Origin of the sequence: Lysinibacillus sp. NPDC056232, assembly GCF_042267565.1 — a bacterium.
In the GTDB taxonomy this organism is placed as follows: Bacteria; Bacillota; Bacilli; order Bacillales_A; family Planococcaceae; genus Lysinibacillus.
The window spans coordinates 1-22268 of sequence record NZ_JBHJTF010000040.1 but is presented as its reverse complement, the minus strand read 5'-3'; the positions used below and the strand labels follow the sequence as shown (position 1 = coordinate 22268).

The window sequence follows — 22268 nt, the reverse complement described above, 5'->3', positions numbered from 1 at the left end:
TTTCTAAAGAATGTATGGGAGACAGTCTACACAATTAATAAAGTAATAAACTTTAATTTAATTCCAATAAAATAAGAGGGTGAATTTATTATGTCTCAAGTAAATTTTAAAAATAATGGACAAGAAATAGTTGTCCGCAATATTTTAAAAGAGGATCTTGCTGAAGTTGCCGCACTTTCTATGAGGTGTTTCGGACCTGATATGGCATTAAAATATGAGCATTTTGAAAGTCAGATTGAGTTGTTTCCAGAAGGTCAAATTTGTCTAGAATATAACGGTAAAATTGTAGGAACCGCTTTAAGTCTAATTGTAAATTTTGAAGATTACGGAGATAGTCACTCATATTTTCAAATCTGTGATTTAGGATTTATTCGAAATCATAACCCTAATGGTAGAAACCTATATGGTATTGAAATTGGAGTACACGAAGATTTTAGAGGGTTACAATTGGGACGTCATTTGTATGATGGCCGAAAAAGAATATGTGAGAAACTTAACTTAGAAAGTATGCTAGTAGGTGGTCGTATACCTTTTTACTATAAATATGCTGAGCAGATGAGTGCAGATGAGTATGCACTAGAGGTAATGAAAGGGAAAATATATGATCCTGTATTAACATTCCAAATGAAAAACGGATACGTATTAAATAAAGTAATGCCAGGCTATTTACCTGGGGATGTTGAGTCATTAGAATATGCAACACTTTTGGAATGGAAAAATCCAGTTTACAAGCTTAAATTAGTATGAGTCTTTTGTCCGCTATGTTCGCCTATTTTAATAGGCGAACAGTGGATGCCCATTGTTTATTGCGATTATTTAACTTCTTTAATTGTGTAAGCGCTTTCAATCGATTGTTATAAGAGTTCCATTAGAAGTAAATCTTAGGTAAAGAGAGGAGTTATAAATGGTTATCGCTGATAAAGTTATTTCGAGTGAAGCAGTATTTACAGGTTTAGAAAATGAAGCAAAGCCAGCTGCTATTGCGATTAAAGGTAACAAAATCATTGCAGTAGGTTCGATGGAGGAAATAAAACCATTTATAGGTTTAGACACGAAGGAATATCATTATGGCAACCAACTCATTTTGCCAGGATTTCATGATGCGCACCTTCATCTCATGTTTGGTAGTCTTTTCTCGCATGCAAGTATCAATTTATCGGATGCTCATTCGGAAGAAGAAGTTGCTAGTTTAGTAAAGCAATTCTCGGAAAACGTGCATGCTGATGAGTGGATTATAGGCTATGGATGGGATCATACAAATTGGGCAGAGAAATGCTTGCCGACACGTTTTTCTTTAGACAAAGTAGTTCCTAATCGCCCGATTATTCTTTTCCACGCTGAAGGTCATTATTCGTGGGTTAATAGTTTAGCACTTGAAAATGCTAGGGTTACAAATGAAACTGAAGCCCCTCCTAATGGTACGATTCAAAAAGATGAAAATAATGAAATCACAGGAATTCTTCTTGAAACAGCAATGAATTTAGTTGTGGATATTGCTCTCGCATTTCCGGATAAACGGAAAGAAGAATTGTTTGAAGAGTTCTTAAAAAAATCAGCTCAATTAGGCATTACATCAGTAAATGATTTGTTTGCAAGTAGTTTTGATAAGTTAAATAGTTTCGATATGTATAAGGCATATGATGAAGCTGGAAAACTTACGACTCGAATTCATCTTTACCCTGAGTTAAATGATGATATAGATAGAGCGATAAGCTTGCGTGAAAAGTACAATTCCGAAAAATTACAGCTTGCAGGACTTAAGCAGTTTATTGATGGTGTTGTAACTGGACATACCGCATACATGTTAGATCCTTACTTAGACAAACCTATAACACGAGGGAGTACTGCTTTTCCTGTAGAAACAATCAAAAACTGGGTGACAAAAGCGGACAAAGAAGGATTTCAAATTCGCTTCCATACAATTGGTGATGGCGCAGTTAGGCTTGCTCTAGATCTATTTGAAGCAGCAAGGATGGATAATGGTGTGAGAGATTCAAGACATGCGCTAGAGCATATTGAAGTGATTCATCCGACAGATATTAAGAGATTTAAAGAATTGGGGGTTGTTCCATCTGTACAGCCTTCTCATCTAGCATTGATGCCAAAAGAAAGTCATACTTTGCGTGTCGGTAAAGAGAAAGACCCTTATACGTATTTATGTAAAACGTTATACGACGCAGTCGAGTATATTGCTCTTGGTACAGACTATCCAATAGCAACATTAGATCCTTTTAAAGAAATTTTCCATGCGATTACGAGACTAGACTTTACTGGTGATTATGAGTGGAATAGTCAAGAACAGATAACACTCGCAGAAGCGTTGAAAGCGTATACAAAAGGTTCAGCATACAGCACATTCAGAGAAAAAGATTTGGGTACATTAGAAGTTGGAAAATTAGCAGATATTATTGTACTAGATAAAAACCTCTTTGAAGTAGAAAATAAAGAAATTCTTCAAACGAAAGTTTTGTTAACAATTATGGATGGTGAAGTTGTTTATCTTTATTCAGCAGAAGACTCCCACCTCTATAGGTGCTGAGATGAATGCGATTTTGGTACCTTTTCAGTGGGTGTCCAAACACCTACTGAATAAAGATAAAAGCCTCCGGCGGATGTCACGGATTTTCAAAGGAATGAATTGTGCGGGCACAATTCAAAATCCGGACGCAATTACGCCAAGGCGTAATTGATAGTGAATCAGTCTACTATCCTACTATTTTAGTTAATTGATCATTTTACTGGGAAGATTTTTTTATTACTATTCGAGGAGTGAAAAAAATAAAACATCCAGTTAATTTGTCTAGATCGCTTTCTTTAACGTCTGTTGTTGTTACTGGGACGGCCTTTATGGCTTTAACTACAGTGTTTAGCACATACGGCATAGCCTCTAAAATATCTCATGGTATGGTCGCTGGATCGTATGTACTTGCATTAATTGTGATGATGTTTACGGCTCATAGTTATGGTCAAATGGCAAAAGCGTACCCCATTGCGGGATCTGCCTATACCTATGCGCAAAAAGCTATTAATTCTCATGTTGGTTTCTTAGTGGGATGGGCAATTTTAATGGATTATCTCTTGATCCCAATGGTTAACTTTTTACTATTTGGTATTTTCTTCTCAGCTGCTATACCTGAAGTTCCACAGTATGTTTGGATACTTACATTAGTCGTTCTTGTGACGTTTGTAAATGTTAGAGGTGTAAAGTTAAGCGCAAATATCAACATGATTGTAACAGGCTTATCGGTATTATTTATAATTGTCTTTTGCATCTTATCAGTTAAATCAATAGCAACTGGAACCGGGACTGGCATTTTATTTAACCTTGATCCCTTTATTAATACCGAGGAGTCATTTAAGTATATAGTTGCTGGTGCTGCACTATTATGTTTCTCTTTCCTCGGTTTTGATGCAGTTTCTACTTTTTCAGAAGAAGTAAAAAATCCGGAGAAAAACATACCGCGTGCAATATCTTTAGTAACAATAATTGGTGGATTATGTTTTGTAGTCGTATCTTATTTTGCACATAATGTTTGGCCAGATTATACGAGTTTTAAAGATGCTGATTCTGCTTCCTATGAAATTATTTTCCTAGTAGGCGGGAATGCCTTACAAGCAGCATTCCTAGCAAAAACTGCAGTGGTTGTATTTGGTTCCGCGTCCGCATCTCAAGCAAGTGCTGCACGTGTATTATACGCAATGGGAAGAGATGGACAATTACCTAAAAATTTTTTTGGAAAACTAAATAAAAGAACGAGAACCCCGGTTAACAACATTTTATTAATTGGTCTTTTATCATTATCTGCATTGTTTTTAAGTCTAAACTTTGTCGCGTCTTTCATTAACTTTGGCGCCCTACTTGCATTTACTGCTGTGAATCTATCCGTTGTTTTTTTATATTACGGTAAGCGAAAAGAACGCTCCTTAAAGGGGATTATCTTCTATTTGATTTTTCCATTAATCGGAGCAGTACTTACAACTTGTTTGCTTTTCAACCTAGATGTTTATTCGATTGCTCTTGGTAGTGTTTGGTTAGGAATTGGTGTTATTTATTTATTATTTATGACAAAAGGTCTTAAGCATAAACCACCAGTGCTCAATACAGATCAGATTGATTAGTCGCAGTTTAAAACATTAATGAAGCAGCTAAAAATATGTAAAGGGGATGGATGAATGACAGATAACACTACGCTTAAAAGGTCATTAGGTGTTTGGTCAATTGTTGCACTGGGATTAGGATATATGACGCCTACAGTGGTCTTTGATACGTTTGGAATTGTATCAAAATTAACAAATGGTGTAGTACCAATGGCGTATTTTGTCGCCTTGTTAGTAATGGTATTGACAGCGATTAGTTATGGAAAGATGGTACAGGTATTCCCGGCTGCTGGTTCAGCATATACATACACCCGGGAAACAATGGGGTCTCACCTAGGATTCCTCGTAGGATGGGCATCGTTATTAGATTATTTATTATTACCTTTAGTTAATGCATTAATTATTCGAATATATATGGAATCTCTGTTTCCGAATGTACCTGTTTGGATTTGGGTTTTTGCTTATGTCATTGTAGTTACTGCAATTAATGCTTATAGTATGGAATCAACATCCAGCTTAAACTTTATACTCGTTGTTTTCACGATTTGTTTAATAGGTATCTTCATAATACTTGCTTCTGTACAACTTTATCACGGTATGGGAAATGGTACTTTATTCACGATTCATCCACTATCACATGAAAATGTGAAATTAATAGCCGTTTTAACTGGGGCAACAGTAGTAGCTTTCTCGTTTATCGGTTTCGACGCAATAACAATGTATACGGAAGAAGCAAAGGATACATCAACAGTTCCTAGAGCAATCCTTCTAACTGTTTTAATCGGTGGGGGTATTTTCTTTATTGCTTCTTATTTTACACAAGCATTATTCCCGGATGTTTCTGTGTTCGAAAATGTAGATGATACATTGCCGGAAATTGGTTTATATGTAGGAGGGAAGTTATTCCAACTGCTTTTCATTGCAGGAGCTTTCGCTGCTACTGTAGCTTCAGGACTTGCATCTCATGCAAGTGCTTCTCGTTTGCTGTTTGTTATGGGCAGAAATGGTGTACTTCCTAAAAAAACTTTCGGATACTTACACCCTAAATTTAGAACGCCTGTTTTTACGATTGTTTTGACGGGAATCGTATCATTATTTGCAATAGGACCAAATTTAGAATTAATTGCTTCAGTCATTAACTTTGGGGCATTAATTGCATTCACATTCGTTAACCTATCTGTTATTGTTCATTTCTATATACGTCAGAAAAGGAGATCAGGCAGTGAAACCTTTAAGTACTTAATTATGCCTTCTTTCGGAGCATTAGCTACTGGAGTTCTTTGGTATCATTTACACGCTGATGCATTTATAGGTGGAATCGTTTGGCTTATAATCGGAATCATTTATATGCTGTTTATAACAAGATTCTTTAAAAAAGAACTTGGAAGCATGGACTCTATTGATGACTTGGAGTCATTAGATAAAGAGATTTTTAATGAAGATAAGATTAAAGTCTTGAATTAATTATTTAGAGGATGAGAATCTCTTAGATAATCTTCCTCTTTTTAATGACACAAGAAGTAAATAAAGGAGTGATTGCTTTGAAAGAAAAAATTCGACTGTATATAGAAGAAAATAAAGAAGAATTATTTAAAATAATTCAAGATGTCGTACGTATAAAAAGCGTTGTTGGTAATGAACAAGAGATGCAATTATACATGAAAAAAAAATATGAAGAACTTAACTTGATTTTGCATGAGATTGAACCAAAATATGAGAAGGTTTCAGCTCATGAAGCGTTTATTGATTCAGGTATTCCGTTTGAAGACCGAAAAAATATTATCGGAATACATAAAGGTGTCTCCAATGGTAAGTCATTAACAATTCATGGGCATGTAGATGTTGTTTCTCCAGTACCATATTCAAACTGGACGATGGACCCATGGAGTGGAGATATTATTGGAAACAAGTTATACGGTCGAGGCTCTGCCGATATGAAAGCAGGACTTATTTCAAATTGGTTCGCATTGAAAACATTAATTGATTTAGGTTATCCAATTGCTGGAGATGTTCAGCTACATTCAGTAATAGAAGAAGAAGCTGGTGGTGGAGGCGGAGCTTTAGCATGTTTGGAGGAAGGCTTCGTAACAGAAGGGTACATTTCGACAGAGCCACATAATTTGAATATGACAATAAGTCATGGGGGGATTATGTATTTCCGAGTGTACGTAAAGGGAAGAACAGCGCATGCTGGTTTAGCGCATGAAGGCATAAATGCTATTTCAAAAATGATGAAAATCCTTAGTGCGCTGGATGAATTAAGTGAATGGCGTGCTAAAAATGTTAAGTTTGATTTATTTGAAAAGGGGTCTGGACAGTCCGTTCACTTAAACTTAGGTGTACTAAAAGCTGGGGACTGGGTATCGACAGTTCCAGGGGAAGCGATCCTCGAAGGAAGAATTGGTTTTATCCCAGGGGAAACTCGCGAAGAAATTAAGCAACTAGTACAAGAAACGATTATGAAATCTGTCTTAGGCGATGAGTGGATGGATAAAAACCCACCTGTTATAGAGTGGTTTGGATGGTCAACGGAGCCATGGTACCAAGATCCTGAGAACCCTTTTGTAAAATTATTCATCGAAAATGCAGAAGATGTTATGGGACATAAAGTAATAATGGTTGGAAGAGCTGGAGGAAATGATGCACGATTTACTCAGTATTACGGAAAACAAGGATTGTGCTTTGGGCCAATTGGAGAAAATATGCATGGACCAGATGAATGTGTTCATTTAGATAGCGTAGTAGAAGTAACTAATGTTTTGGCAAATTATATTATTAAGTGGAGCGAGAGTTAATCATCGTTAACTTTTGGGAATATCCATTTCAAACTAATATAGTGTCTCTCATAATACTTCTAGCTTGGGTAGCTGAATGATTAGGAATGTTATGGAAAAAGGGGGTAGGCTTAATGCAATTGGTATTAGATTTAAAACAAAATCTAGCATTAAAAATGACACAAGAAATGCAACAATCTTTGCAACTTCTATAAATGTCGTCATTTGAATCGCATGACTATTTATCGGACAAAGCGATCGAAAACCATTTAAATAATATTGAGAAGATGGCACTTATGAATAATCAACCTAGCACTGCTAGTACAACCAAACGAATAAGTGAGGATTATTTGTACACTAAAAAAGCTTTTAATCGGGAAATTATTAGTGTGGAAAATTATTTGATAAAACAAATCTCTCTTAACAATTAAATCGACGAAACAATTCCTGTATTTGAAATTGATTGAAAATTTAATTAATTTATTTCCGAGATGTAAGTAAATCACATTTTAGTAGTTGGCAAGCTTATTGTTTATTAATTGTGAGTGTATTGTTTAAAAACATTTAAAAGAGAGGATGTATTTTTATGAAAAGAAATTATTCTGTTGAAGAACTTAAAGTGTTAGACCAAAAGCATTTTCTACACCCTACTTCGCCAGTAAAGACGGAAAATGGACCGGCATTTATTTTTACAGAAGGAAAAGGTGTTTATCTGTATGATATTACAGGTAAAAAAGTTATTGATGGTATGTCTTCACTTTGGAATGTGAATATCGGACATGGTAGAACAGAACTTGGTGAAGTAGCGAAGGAACAAATGGATAAATTAGCCTTCAGTTCTTGTTTTGCAACGTTTAGTAATGAGCCTGCTATTCTATTAGCAAAAAAGTTAGCAGAATTAGCACCTGGTGATTTAAATACTACATTTTTTACGTCCGGTGGTTCCGAATCCAATGATAGCGCCTATAAATTGGCTCGTCATTATTGGATATTAAAAGGGGAAACTTCTCGAAAAAAAATTATCTCAAGATCGAGATCTTATCACGGGGTGGCAATCGGTGCTACAAGTGCGACGGGTTTAAAAGGATTTCGTGATTTTACAAATTCTAATGCACCGGATTTTCTATTCGTAGATCATTTCTCCTTACAGGCTTTACGTGATTTGATTGAAACTGAAGGTCCAGAAACAATAGCTGCTTTTATCACCGAGCCAGTACAAGGTGCAGGGGGGGTGCATGTTGCACCGGATAATTATTTCAAAGAAATTCGTGAAATTTGCAATGAGTACGGTATTTTGATGATAACTGATGAAGTTATCACAGGATTTGGTAGGACGGGTAAGTTCTTTGCGATGGAACATTTTAATGTGGTACCGGATATGATGTGCTTTGCAAAAGGTATTACTAGTGGATATGCACAATTAGGTGGTGTAATGATCTCAGAGAAAATACACCAAGAATTTTCTGAGTTATCAGAAGGAACTATATTGCATGGATACACTTATAGTGGTCATCCAATGGCCTGTGCAATTGGGTTGAAAAACATTGAAATTATAGAGAAAGATAATTTAGTAGCAAATGCAGAAATTCGTGGTCAAGAGCTATTAGCAGGGTTAAAAGTATTACAAGCGAAGTATCCATTTATTGTAGATGCAAGAGGTTTAGGTTTAATGGCAGGCATAGAAATCTCTTATGAAGGAAGACTCCTCGCTCCGCAAATAGTGACAGAGGCAGCAAAGTTGGGATTGATATGTCGCTCTGTTGTCCTAGATGCTCAAGATATTGTTGTATTTTCACCACCATTATCAATAAGCCAAAAGGAGTTAAGAGATTTATTAGATATTCTAGAAAAAGCGATTCAAGAAGTAGAGAATCAGGTATTGGCAAGTAAGTTGTAATACGAAAGGTGAGGTAATTATAATGAGGAAAAATTTATTTATCAATGGGGATTGGGTGGAAGCAGCAGAGTATACAGAATTATGCTCTCCATATAGTAGCGAGGTCATTGCAGAAATACCGAAGGCAAATGTCGAGGAAGTAGAAGCAGCTTTAGTAGCTGCCGATGCTGCACGTAAAACGATGGCGAATATGCCTTTGTATAAGCGTGCGATTATTCTTGAAAAATTAGCTTCTTTATTAGAAGCACGTGCTGAAGAAGCAGCAGAGCTAATAGCACTAGAAGCAGCCAAGCCTATTTCAACCGCCAAAGCTGAAGTTCAGCGTACAATTCAAACGTATAAATTTGCTGCTGAAGAAGCAAAGCGAATACACGGAGAAACAATTCCTGTGGATGCTGCCCCCGGTGGAGACGGGCGCATTGCCTATACGGTTCGTGAACCATTAGGCATCGTGGCAGCTATTACACCTTTTAATTTCCCAATGAATCTAGTAGCTCATAAAGTAGGGCCAGCAATAGCATCAGGTAACACGGTTGTATTAAAACCTGCAAGTCAAACACCATTAACTTCCTATTTTATTGGTGAATTATTAGTAGAGGCAGGATTACCGAAGGGTGCGTTAAATATCGTTACTGGTGCAGGTTCTTTAATTGGTAACAAATTAGTCACGGATAATCGCGTGAAAAAGATTTCTTTTACAGGTAGCCCCGCTGTAGGTATTGGCATACGCAATCAAGCAGGTCTTAAGAAAGTAACGCTTGAATTGGGTTCTAATGCGGCTGTTATTATCGATGAAAATGTTAATATTGATAAATTAATTCCACGTGTCGTTTCCGGTGCATTTGCATTCCAAGGGCAGGTATGTATTTCAGTTCAACGAATCTATGTTCACGAAAAAATGTATGATTTGTTTGTAGATAAATTTGTAGCAGCTACAAAAGAGTTGAAACTTGGTGATCCCCTAGATCCTACAACGGATGTTTCAGCCTTAATTAGTCCACAAGATGTAAAACGAACATTAAGTTGGATTGAAGAAGCAAAGGGGCAAGGGGCAATTATTGCAACTGGTGGAGAATCTGAAGGGAATATCTTACAACCTACCGTACTATTAAATGTAAAACCGGAGCAGAAGGTTTCCTGTCAGGAGGTATTCGCACCAATCGTATCTATTATGAAGTTTACATCTATTCAAGAGGCATTTGATCAAGTAAATGACTCCAAATATGGTTTGCAAGCTGGTATTTATACAGATAATATCCATGTTGCTTTACAGGCAACGCAAAAACTCCATGTAGGTGGTGTCATTATAAATGATATTCCTACATTCCGTTTAGATCATCTACCATATGGTGGCGTAAAGGAAAGTGGTATGGGAAGAGAAGGGCTGAAGTATGCAATTGAGGAAATGACAGAAATGAAACTTGTAGTTATAAACCAAAACTAATAAAAAAATAGGTAGGAGGAAATATAATGATAATTGGTGTACCTAAAGAAATAAAAAATAATGAAAATCGAGTAGGAATTACTCCAGCAGGTGTTGTGGCTTACAAAAAAGGTGGTCATGAAGTAATAATTGAATCGAGTGCAGGGCTAGGTAGTGGATTTACAGACCAAGATTATTTAGATGTAGGCGCTCAAATTACTAAATCGACTAAGGAAGCTTGGGATGTTGATATGGTGATTAAAGTGAAGGAGCCGATTCAGGAGGAGTACAAATATTTTAAAGAGAATCTAATTCTCTACACATACCTACATTTAGCTCCAGAGCCAGAATTAACGAAAGCTTTGCTTGAAAGTAAAGTTACTGGAATTGCTTATGAAACAATTCAATTAGATTCAGGTGCCTTACCGTTGTTAACGCCAATGAGTGAAGTTGCAGGCCGAATGTCTGTACAAATTGGTGCACAGTTTTTAGAAAATTCCAAAGGAGGAAAAGGAGTTCTCTTAGGTGGTATTCCTGGTGTTGCACCTGGAAATGTAGTGATTGTAGGTGCTGGAGTTGTCGGGACGAATGCTGCGAAAATGGCAGTAGGATTAGGTGCAAACGTAACAATTTTAGACGTTAATATTACACGCTTAAGTCAAATAGATGATATGTTCCAAGGACGTGTTCGTACACTTGCATCAAATACCTACAATATCGCTGAAGCAGTGAAAACAGCAGATTTGTTAATTGGTGCTGTGCTAATTCCAGGTTCACGTGCACCACAACTAGTTTCAAAAGAAATGATTCAAACGATGCAAAAGGGGTCTGTTGTAGTGGATGTAGCGGTAGATCAAGGGGGTTCTATTGAAACAATTGATCGAATTACTACTCATAGTAATCCTACTTATGAAGTATACGGTGTTGTGCATTACGCAGTTGCAAATATGCCAGGTGCTTGCGCGCGTACCTCAACAATGGGCTTGTCAAATGTAACTGTTCCATACGGTTTGCAAATAGCTAATAAAGGCTATCGCCAAGCTGCTTTAGATAATCCTGTTTTAGCGAAGGGGATAAACGTAGTAAATGGAAAAATAGTATATAAAGCGGTAGCTGATGCACATGGATTACCATATACGGATCTACAAGTAGAATTAGCAGCAGATTCAACTTCGGCGTTAGCAGTTAAATAGAATAAGAGAAATAATGTTATTTGAAATGAAAAGAAGGTGAAAATTGGTAGGGAACGTAATCTACCAAGCTTTCACCTTCTTTTCTATTTTTAAATTTCGACCTATTAATATAGTGGTGAATAGATATTAATATTAGCCTCTTGGTGGATAAGGGTCGTTTCCATAACTATTTTTTTCACGGATTCGACCTTGTTTATTGTGTACAAGCAATTCAGATTTTTGGTTTATGGCGATATCTCGACCATATTGAATAGCTTCATATTGTGTGTTGAATATTTTGGTAGCTTTCGAATTGCCTGCTCCTTTAACCTGATAACCGCCATTTGGATGCGGTGTAATATGTTGATTTTTCCCCATTACAATATCTCCTTTGTTTGGTTATTGTGGGAGGGGAACATATTAATTGAAATCCAACTAGCTAGAGGTGACCCAATAAGTGCCCCTATAAGACCGATCATAATCAATTATATATACTTTATAGTGTGTTGCTCGCTCTGCATTATACCCTTTCACGAACGGAATCTCGTCTAATACCCTTACCATCTGCCTTACGTCTCCACGCTCCAGCAGCTTCTCTTAGCCGTTTTGTTTCACTATCTAATTTTAATACATAGAGAAATAAGCACTTTTGCTTATGATTCAGTTTTCCAGTACTCGGTCAATCGAGGTTCTGTACTAATGGATTGTATGTGGAGGTGCTTTTTTTTGTCCAAAAAGAAGGGGATATTTGAAATACAGCTTTACTATTCCGTTTTAAAATTGATACAACCTTATCAAACTTCGCACAGAAACATTCTTCCATTGGCTACTTGTTCCATGTATTGATCTAGCCATACCTTATAAAGTAACGCATAGTGACTTAATTCGCCATATATATAAAACAATGAGCACCTTTTCGGTACGTACGACGAATCGCTAGCTACCTGAATTTTTCTAGGATAGCTGGATATTTAATACATGTTGCCTGGATGTTTTTGACCAAGGCATGAAATCATTTAAAAACTTTAGTTGTTGATGAATCTGTAAACTTGTCAGTTCTGTCATTAGCTTTATTAAATATGGGTAGAAATTAATGTCGTTTGTATTAATATCAACTTCTATTTAATAATTTGGGATCAAATTGGTATTTTGGTGCTTTTTTTATTCTTAATGTTGTAAATCCGCATAAATCTGACGAGACCCTATATAGAAAAACTTTTGATTTTTTGGGGGATGTGATGTATAGTCTTTCTAAACTCTAAGGGAGGAAACATTATGTTGAAAATAAGGATTAATACCTTTACTACAACACATCATCATATGTAATAGTCTTGCTATCTTTATTAAATTTTTAATATTGCATAGGAAGACTATTTTTCGTGGAATCGTATAAATAAAGCCGAATTGAGAGCTTTATGGTTATACGGTTTTTTTATTTGCCAAAAAAATAAGGAGGCTTTCATGATGAAAAAAATGGATTATCAAAATGTACGAGGAACGCAAGATTATTTACCAGAGCAGGAGGTAGTTCGTCGTAAAATTCAGAGAACGCTTGAAGACACATTTATCGCGTATGGGTGCAAACCGCTTGAGACGCCGATTCTTAATTATACAGATTTAATGGCTTCAAAATATGCGGGAGGCGCAGAAATTTTACAGGAGATATATACGCTAACGGATCGTGGAGAAAGGGACCTAGCATTACGCTATGATTTAACGATTCCATTTGCGAAAGTGGTCGCAATGAATCCGACGATTTCTATGCCATTTAAGCGTTACGAAATAGGGAAGGTTTTTCGTGATGGTCCAATAAAAGCGGGGCGTTTCCGTGAATTTACGCAATGTGATGTTGATATTGTAGGGGTAGAATCGCAGGCAGCGGAAGCAGAGCTTATGATGATGGCAGTCGATGCTTTTAAGAAGCTAGATGTAACAATTACGATTCAGTACAATAACCGTAAGCTTTTGTATGGCTTGCTACAAACGTTCGAAGTGCCTGAAGCACAGATGAATCGGGTCATTTTGATTTTAGATAAAATGGAAAAGATTGAACGAGCAACGTTAGTGAAGGAATTGACGGAGCTAGGGCTTTCCGAAAAGTCTTTGCAGGACATAGTGCAATTTTTAGATGCAAGGCCAACACTGAAGTACTTTAAATCGTTTGTTTCTAAAAATGAATTTGTTAGTCAAGGGCTACAAGAATTAACAGAACTAGCCGACTATTTATTCACATTAGGAATTGAAAAACAATGTGTGTTTAATCCGTTTTTAGCACGCGGGCTCGAAATTTACACAGGTACGATTTACGAAATTTTTTTAGCGGATGGCATGATTAAATCGAGCATCGGGAGCGGTGGTCGCTATGATAATGCGATTGGTGGACTACTTGGTACAAATGATTCATTTGCAACGGTGGGGATTTCATTTGGGTTAGATGTGATTTATACAGCATTTGAGCTAACAGGGAAAGCAGAGAAGCGAGAATCAGATATCGATATTTACATCATTCCAATTAGAACAGAAAAAGAGGCACTTGTTTTGGCTACAGCACTACGTAACGAGGGCAATCGAGTAGAGGTTGAGCTAAGTGGCAAAAAAGTCCGAAAAGCAATGGATAAAGCCAATCGAGAGGATATCCAAAAGACAATTGTACTTGGCGAGAATGAAGTAACTGCGAATCGTTATAAAATGAAAGATATGAATAGTGGAGAAGAACAGCTATTTAATTTTGTGTTTGATAAATAATGAAATGCCAGGCTTTCTATTTGATAGAGGGCCAGCGTTAAGACTACCCAGCAATAATATGTGTTCAAGATTTAAAGCAATTGAACAAACAACAATTAATAGATGAGATAGATACAAGACAGTTAAAAGATTTCAAGCTCGAAAACATTCCTCCGAGCTCGTCGTAATAACTAGAGAACTAAAAGCATTTTCTAACAAATTCAAATCATAAAACTACTTTGGAAAACAGGTTTTTAACGTTACCTGCAATTCATATATATATAGTAAAAGCTAATAGGGGTAGAAATCATTGGACAAACAAAATAGCAGATATAGATGGGTTGTATTTGTTTCTGTATTATTTACTTATTTGTTAATGGCGAGTCAACGAACCGCCCCAGGACTGATTACAGACCAATTGATGCGAGATTTTAATGTAACAGCATCAACGATTGGGTTGTTGACGAGTATACAATTTTTTGTATACACGAGTTTGCAAATTCCGATGGGGATTTTAGCGGATCGATTTGGGCCCAATTTTTTTCTGATTATTGGTGCAACTCTTACAGGTTTAGGGACAATTGTTTATAGTCTGGGTACACATGAATTTGTCCTGTTTTTTGCCAGAATACTAACTGGGGTAGGGGATGCGACCATATGGGTTAACATGGTGCTAATTTTGGCCCAATGGTTTCAACCAAAGGAATTTGTTCGATTAATTGGCCTGGCGGGCATGACAGGAAGTCTTGGTTTTTTATTGGCGACAGTACCTTACTCCACGTGGATACTTTTATTTGGTTGGAGGGTAACATTTTTCTCAGTAGGACTACTATTATGTTTATGTGGCATTCTCCTTTATTTTGTACTTGTAAAAAAAACAAAACAAATTTTTGGGGATGAGCAAGTAATTGATACAGCAGAAGTGCAACGTGAAAAAACATCAGTTTTACTACGAAGAATATTTTCAAATCCGCAAGCATGGGCTCTATTCTTTTGCCATTTTGGGGTAGTCGGCGGTTATGTAGGCTTTATCAGTTCATGGGCAGTACCATATGGGATGAATATGTATGAAATGACTCGCTCAGATGCCAGCCAGCTGATTATGATCGGTCTTATCGGGGCACTTATTGGAGCACCTCTAGCTAGTTGGATTTCAAGTCGGTTAGAAACAATTAAAAAACCGTATCATTGTTTTATTAGGGTGGTTTTCTTTCCTTTTATGTAATGGGCATCCTTCCTTGTTCTTTCTAATTATTATTTTCTTTATCATTGGCTTTGGATATGGGGCAAGTGCATTAACCTTTGCAGCTGTACGTCAATCTTTTAAACTTGAAGAATCAGGAATTGTTATTATTTATCTTCAAGAAGAATTTTTATGGAGAAATGTAATATTTAATTTAAAGAAGGAAACCTTAAAAAAATTAGAGGAAGAAAGTATTGATGTGAAATTTTAAAAATACCCGCTTAAGAGAAACTCTTAAGCGGGTATTTTTAATTGATGCTTGTTTATATAACCATCGTTTAATAGACAATTTATAGACGGAACATATATTAATGTTTATGCTCTCTTTTTTATCGGAGTCATATATAAACTCGTCTATTGTCGTAAGTATATAAAACGTATGGGGAAATAGAAAGGTAAGAATTAAATAGCCCCCTGACTAACAGGTGAGCGCTATTTGACGCGTGCCATTAAATAACGGTTTTCTACTACCAATTTTATTTGTACATCCTCATATTCAGGGACCCTATTAAATGTATATTGTTTACCTACAGGTTGTCAAATCGATAGATTTCTCCATTATTATACCTACGCATCCATGTTTCCACTTGTGTCTTATGCCGTATATTTAATTCAATTAAAACCTGATTCGCTGGTATACCAGCGAATCGTATTTTAAACTTTTAGGACACTCTTAAAAGTATGCCTTATACGTTTATAAACCATATAAAAATATTAATAAACTTATTTTGAAGGAGGGAGCTATAGTAAATACAAAAACATTCGGATATGTACCTGTTTCAACGGTTTGCAGGTGGTAGAGGGAAGGGAGCATATCAAATTGATCTTTGGGAGAGCGCATAAAAGAATATGGAATAGATGAAAATATTGGTGCTGTTTCTGGAACTTCAGTAGGTGCTGCGGTACAACTTTTTTATTATAATATCTGCAATTGTGTTATGCTGTGTATTCGATTGCGCGGTAACAAGCACACCATTTTGATTGGCGTTCAATTTTTACTATAGAGTAGAGTTTGGAGTAGTGGAACTACAGTTGAAATTTGAGTTAGAGTTAACGCATTGATAAAGAAGCAAAGAAGGTCATTGATAAAATAATACGAAAAGTTGGAAAATACTCATTTCTAAAAAATAATTTATCGAAATTCTAAGCATCAGAAGCGGACATTGAAAAATAAGAAAGTCAATTAAGACTAAGAACAGCTATTTGAAAATCTATACTATCTTGCTGCTGTTACAACAATATCTATCTCAATTTTAAAAGGGATGTTACAGATGTAATCCTCACCTGGGGGGACATCTATATAAATTAACATTAATAAAAATGAATCGAGCCCAGCATCCATTTTAGGTGATTATTGGGCTCGATTATTTTAAATTTATAACCTTTGCTCAACAGGAATTCTAAATGTCATCGCTTGGTATAAAGGCATAATAGCATCAAATATAGTAGACACCTCATGTGAAATGTTTTTATAAGTTTTTATATGCGGGTCATCAGTTTCATAATAGCGCATGCAAAAACTTTCATAGCCTAACATATCGTATTTTCGGTAAAACTTGATGAATTGATCGGCTGAATGCACGTCAATTTCAAACGTATCTATTGTACGGTTTTCACGATTGTTATAAAACGACCAAACAAAGTTATAACCTTTAATTTTGTCATAGACGTTTAAAATCCTTTGCTTTACTTCATTCCAGTGTTCATCTACATGATGACAATCAACACCATCATTAGCTGTGCTATGAAACATTCCAATATTAAGACCTTCCGAACCAATTGAGAGTTGTAAGCAAGCATGCTTATGAAATTGTTCAATGGGCGAAGATTTTTTTCCAAATGTAGTGCCAAAAGGATTAAGCTCAGATTTATGCTTTCCGTAGCGCATCCATATCCCCGTTACACGTTCGAAATTATAAATAGATGGTACAATACCACTAGTTAAATGTTCTTTTTTGTAATGTGGATGTAGATCATTACGGTATGCAAAGGATTGAATGGCTTCATTTAACTCATAAAACTTTTCTTGAGTAGTTTTACGCTTCATACGTACTTCTGAAGAGCCAGATTGCCAATATTCCTCATTGAAAATACTATAATCATCGACATTGAAATAAAATCCAGTTAAATCTGGGTACGCACTTTCTATGCATTGTTTCTCATAGGCAGTTTGTAGCTTTTTATTGAGTTTTACGAGAGCTTGCTCGGCTTCTTGCGAAGGTTCTACTGCAGGTAATTCACGATACAAAGTGATAACTTCATCATTTACCGAAATACAGTTTTGCCATAAATAATCCCAAAATTCTTCTAATGGTGCTATAGCACTTACTGATTTTATCATTAGCTCATTGTTATTAAACATACCGCCTTCTGTTAAGTTGGCGGAACCTATATACGTTGTAATTATATTCTTTGAATGTACTTCGTAAGCTTTACTATGTAAAAATGGCTCATGTACGATATAGACCGTTGCAAATGTTAAAAGGAATTCTAGTATTTTAGTAGGCTGTTGTTCATTAAATTTAGTACTACAGTAGATTTGAATATCTTCTTTCTCTAGCTGGAGTTGTCTAGTTAAAGCTTGTAACTGTTTGGCACCATTAATAGAGATATAGGCGCTAGTAATATTGATTAAATGAATATTTTGGTCTGATAATGTCTGCTTAAACTGTTCATAAAACGTGTTCTTTTCCCACAGATATTGTGTCATTGAATTTTCCCCTTTTAATTATTATCTCAGTTATAGAAACAATTTTTATGGTGTCCTGATCCTGTTTGCTTCTTTCATCTCTTACTTTTTTTGTTGTTCTTCTGGTACTTTTTGCTGACGCTTTTGCTCAAGTTTTTCTTGCTCTTCTAAAATAGAATCTTCGCTTACTTTAGTTTTTCAGCTAAAGTCAGTTTGTATAATTTTGAAAAATTGCTTCTATAGTTACCGACTGATCAGCCGGTGTGAGGGGTATAAAACTTTTATGTCTAATGCAGTTGTTGGAACTTATAAATGCTGTTGGAGTTCGGACAATGATGCCAAGTTTTTAAAAAGCTCTGCAAATGCAAATCAGCAGCTTGTGTAGATAATGCCTCTCGCTCCGATATCTTTATCCAATATACGAGTGAATGACCGTCTGTGCCATTGATTAAATTATTCCGAAGGTCATTCCATAATGAAGATCTTTCTGTTTCCATTATTAAAATATCCAATTATAGTTTATAATAACATCTATATAATGTATAAATTTTAACATTTTTTCGTGGAATTGGTTCAATATAATGAAATTGCAATACAGTATTAGTTCATAAATTCAATAACAGCTAAAATTATGAAAATAATCTAGTTTATTGATTTAAGTATGTTGCAAAGATATCACAATATGATTGGAGATAATATTATGGCATTTAAATCTAATTATAGAACTAATAATAATGTAGAGAGTCCTGAAGCATTATTTTATGATTTAAGAAATCGAAAAGTTGAAGGGTTGTTGGCTCATCAAGCAGATGTGCTAAGAGTTTACATGGATAATGTAAAGAATAAAAACGTGGCTTTAGAATTACCAACAGGTAGTGGTAAAACATTGATAGGTTTATTAATTGCTGAATATCGACGTCGAGTATACAAAGAACGAGCTATTTTTTTATGTCCTACAAAACAATTAGTAAATCAAGTAGTCGAAGAAGCTAATATTAAATATGGTATTAAGGCGATTGCTTTCACAGGTTCGCAAGCGAGTTTTAACCCTAAAAACAAAGCTGAATATTCCAATAGTGAAGCCGTAGCTGTGACTACATACAGTAGTTTATTTAATACTAATCCATTTTTTTATAATCCTGATTTTATTGTTGTAGATGATGCACACGCTGCAGAAAATTATATAGTTAAACATTGGTCTTTAACAATATCTAGATTTGAAAATGAAAATATTTATATGCAACTATTAGAGATGTTTAAGAATAGCATGCCATATGAACAATATGCAAGAATGAAGACAAGTTCACCTACTCCTTCAGATAAAGAATGGGTAGAAAAGATCCCGACACCTTATTTTGTTTCGAACCATACTTCAATTGTGTCTTATTTGGATGAATCAACTAAGGGAATTAAGAGTTTAGAATATAATTGGTCAGTAATAAGAAATTATTTAAGTGCCTGTCATCTATATTTTAATTACAACAGTATTTTAATTAGACCGATTATTCCTCCTACGACATTACACTTACCTTTTTCAAATGCAAATCAACGATTATATATGTCGGCTACATTAGGTATGGGAGGAGAACTTGAAAGAATAACAGGTCAAAACAATATTACTCGTATTAAAGCTCCCGAAGGTTGGGACAAGCATGGTGTGGGACGTAGATTGTTTTTCTTTCCAGGTACAACATTGTCAGATTTAGATACTGAAAAGTTAGTTTCTAAACTAGCAACTAATTCTAATAGAAGTTTAATTTTAGTTCCTGATAATACTTCTGCTGAAAGTATAAGAACCAGGTTTGCTGAAAGTATGGATACAGAAATATATTGTGCTGTTGATATAGAACAATCTAAAGATAATTTTGTAAACTCTAATAATGCTGTTGCTATATTAGCGAATAGATATGATGGAATAAATCTTGTAGGTGATGAATGCCGCCTTCAAATAATGTATGGCCTACCATCATCGACTAACTTACAAGAAAAGTTTCTTGAATCCAGAATGTCAGCGTCTTTGCTTTTACAAGATAGAATTAGAACGCGTATTGTTCAAGCTATTGGTAGATGTACAAGAGGTGCAACAGATTATTCGACAGTATGCATTATTGGTGATCAACTACAAGATAGATTACTTCAGAGTCAAAATATAAAGTTATATCATTCTGAGCTCCAAGCCGAGTTAGCTTTTGGTTACGAAGAATCAAAAGAAGCACAAAATATAGAAGATTTTATAGAAATGTATCAGATATTTTTGAAACAAGATGATGAATGGAATAGTGCAGATAATCAAATTGTTTCTAGAAGAATGGACAAAACAAGAGAAAAAGACCCCCTTTTAGAAAAATTACAAGATGTAGTAAAAGCTGAAATTAAATATGTAGCTTCAATGTGGAGTGGAGATTTTAAATCTGCATTAGAGTATGCAAATACAGTTGCGAATGGCTTAGATGGTGATGGATTAAAAGGTTACCGAGGATTTTGGAATTATTTAGCTGGGAGTGCCGCATTGCAATTAGCACAATCTGAAGAACAGTTTCAAGATATTGCTAAAAGAAAATTTGAACAAGCTGCAAATAGTACTTATTCTGTTACATGGTTTAGACATTTAATTAAAGAATCATCAAATAAAGAGGAACTATCATCAGAGAATCACTATCTTTCATATTTGATAGAAAACCTAGAAAATGAATTGGAAGATATGGGTATCTCAAGTGATAGAAAATTTGAAAAGAGAATAACGAGTATTTTAGAAGGCCTTTCTTCAAATGAAAACTCAAAGAAATTCGAAGCAGCCCATAAAGATTTAGGCAAATTGTTAGGTTATAATGCAGATAATACTGAAGAAAATAGTGGACCAGATCCTTGGTGGACTATAGGGAACGAATTCTGTTTAGTGGCAGAGGATTACACAGAAACAGATGGTGAAAAACCAATTCCAACATATAAAATCAGACAACTAAATGATCATCCTAAATGGTTACAAAGAAAAATAGAGAACTTGTCAACAGAAACGGAGTTTGTAAGGATATTAATAAGTCCATCTACGAAAATTGAACATGCTGCTCTAGATATTGCAGATGAGTCTATTTATTATTGGAATCAAAATAAATTTAAACTGTGGGCACAAGCTGCAATTCAAACTGTCAGAGAGTTAAGATTGGAGTATTGTGGAAAAGGAAATGAAGAATGGCGTTTAAAAGCTGCTAAGTTATATCAAGAGGCAGGAATAGATCCATATTCAATTAAAACGCAATTGAGTGAGAGTCCTTTAGATACTCTGGAGAAACTCTAATATATTTCATCAACATTATTTAAACTAGAAATAAAGTGTAATTCTTGTCGGTATTTTGTTGAATTGAATAAAGAGCGGTGTTTAAAAATTAATATACCGAGCTTTTGAAAATCTAATAAAATAAACGTAACAAACATATTTGGATTTTTAAGTAATAAAACTAATATTATGTAATGATATTGGTATTAGTATTAGCTCTTATTTGAAGGGGTGTTATAGTGACTGAGGCATTGAACGTAACTTTGGTACAAAATACTTATGATAGTAATGCTTCTGCATCTGTATTTGGTTGGGAGTTCCAAACAAATGCGGCTATTTTTTTAGCTTTTCAATATATAAAAGATTTCACTGAAATTAAAATTGAAGGGCAAATTGATGACATAGAGATATATTTTAAAGAAATGGATCCTATTTTCATTCAAGTTAAATCTCAAGAGAATCCGGAGCCGAGTAGTAATACTTTAAAGCATTTTAAAAATGGTATTAAAACTCTAATAAATGCGAGTGAAAAGTCTCTACATTCTGAATTGATATATTTAAGCAATATAAATAATCCGTTGAGTAATAAAAGTGTAGCTATGTATTTTAATTCATTATCTCAATATTCATATAAAGAATTACCCTTAGTGGTTAAAACTTTAATAGATAAACAAATTCAGGCAGTTGTGAGTAAGGAAAGTTTAAGTAGAACAAACTTTCAAACTGATAAATTATCTATTATTACAATTCCTTACTTTGGAAACCATCTTCCTACGAGATATAGATGTATTACGGAAAGGATTAATAATTTTTTATCTAAATTAGACATGCATACCTACATTGGAGAAGATTTACTTTGTTATTTGCAAAAACAATTTTTCACCAGCATCTTTAATCGTTTCACAGCTAACAGCATTATTTTGAAATGTACATTTTTCTATCGTAAAGGTCGCATCTCGCCCAATCGGTAAATG

13 protein-coding genes and 1 pseudogene are annotated in these 22268 nt (G+C 35.1%); 12 read left to right on the top strand and 2 right to left on the bottom strand.

The window, feature by feature from the left end; genetic code table 11:
* The first annotated feature begins 90 nt into the window (after positions 1-90).
* From ACFCYJ_RS22315 to ald, 8 genes are all read left to right on the top strand, one after another.
* Positions 91-747 carry a GNAT family N-acetyltransferase gene (locus tag ACFCYJ_RS22315; protein ID WP_376077185.1) on the top strand — a complete coding sequence of 219 codons (657 nt, stop codon included), beginning with the start codon at positions 91-93 and terminating at the stop codon, positions 745-747.
* 157 nt (positions 748-904) lie between these two features.
* A complete protein-coding gene (locus tag ACFCYJ_RS22310; protein ID WP_376077182.1) occupies positions 905-2539 on the top strand; it encodes an amidohydrolase in 1635 nt (544 codons plus the stop codon).
* A 257-nt stretch (positions 2540-2796) separates the two neighbouring features.
* Entirely contained in the window at positions 2797-4119 is a 1323-nt protein-coding gene (locus ACFCYJ_RS22305) for an APC family permease (protein ID WP_376077179.1), read from the top strand.
* Between the two features lie 54 nt (positions 4120-4173).
* On the top strand, positions 4174-5562 hold the full coding sequence (locus tag ACFCYJ_RS22300) for an APC family permease (RefSeq protein ID WP_376077177.1): 1389 nt from the start codon (positions 4174-4176) through the stop codon (positions 5560-5562).
* A 77-nt stretch (positions 5563-5639) separates the two neighbouring features.
* On the top strand, positions 5640-6893 hold the full coding sequence (locus ACFCYJ_RS22295) for an ArgE/DapE family deacylase (RefSeq protein ID WP_376077175.1): 1254 nt from the start codon (positions 5640-5642) through the stop codon (positions 6891-6893).
* A gap of 565 nt (positions 6894-7458) precedes the next feature.
* A complete protein-coding gene (locus ACFCYJ_RS22290; RefSeq protein ID WP_376077173.1) occupies positions 7459-8769 on the top strand; it encodes an aminotransferase family protein in 1311 nt (436 codons plus the stop codon).
* Positions 8770-8791: 22 nt separating this feature from the next.
* Complete coding sequence (locus ACFCYJ_RS22285) at positions 8792-10213, top strand: aldehyde dehydrogenase family protein (RefSeq protein WP_376077170.1); 1422 nt, start codon at positions 8792-8794, stop codon at positions 10211-10213.
* Positions 10214-10239: 26 nt separating this feature from the next.
* Positions 10240-11385, top strand: a complete 1146-nt coding sequence (gene ald, locus ACFCYJ_RS22280; protein ID WP_376077168.1) for an alanine dehydrogenase — start codon at positions 10240-10242, stop codon at positions 11383-11385.
* Between the two features lie 132 nt (positions 11386-11517).
* Here the strand turns inward: ald and ACFCYJ_RS22275 are convergent, their stop codons facing one another.
* Entirely contained in the window at positions 11518-11742 is a 225-nt protein-coding gene (locus ACFCYJ_RS22275) for a DUF2188 domain-containing protein (protein WP_376077166.1), read from the bottom strand.
* A 1086-nt stretch (positions 11743-12828) separates the two neighbouring features.
* On the opposite strand from ACFCYJ_RS22275, the gene ACFCYJ_RS22270 reads away from it, so the two are divergent.
* Together ACFCYJ_RS22270 and ACFCYJ_RS22265 are read left to right on the top strand one after the other, a co-directional pair.
* Complete coding sequence (locus ACFCYJ_RS22270; protein ID WP_376077250.1) at positions 12829-14109, top strand: histidine--tRNA ligase; 1281 nt, start codon at positions 12829-12831, stop codon at positions 14107-14109.
* 289 nt (positions 14110-14398) lie between these two features.
* Positions 14399-15437, top strand: a pseudogene (locus ACFCYJ_RS22265) (MFS transporter); the annotation flags it as partial.
* Between the two features lie 1269 nt (positions 15438-16706).
* On the opposite strand, the gene ACFCYJ_RS22260 reads toward ACFCYJ_RS22265, so the two are convergent.
* Positions 16707-18041: a phospholipase D family protein gene (locus tag ACFCYJ_RS22260; RefSeq protein ID WP_376077163.1), complete on the bottom strand. Its 1335-nt coding sequence runs from the start codon at positions 18039-18041 to the stop codon at positions 16707-16709.
* A gap of 679 nt (positions 18042-18720) precedes the next feature.
* Here ACFCYJ_RS22260 and ACFCYJ_RS22255 point away from each other — a divergent pair.
* Complete coding sequence (locus ACFCYJ_RS22255; RefSeq protein WP_376077162.1) at positions 18721-21315, top strand: DEAD/DEAH box helicase; 2595 nt, start codon at positions 18721-18723, stop codon at positions 21313-21315.
* Between the two features lie 218 nt (positions 21316-21533).
* The gene (locus tag ACFCYJ_RS22250; protein ID WP_376077161.1) at positions 21534-22265 is read left to right on the top strand and encodes a hypothetical protein; all 732 of its coding nucleotides are present in this window, start codon (positions 21534-21536) and stop codon (positions 22263-22265) included.
* The last annotated feature ends 3 nt before the right edge of the window (positions 22266-22268 follow it).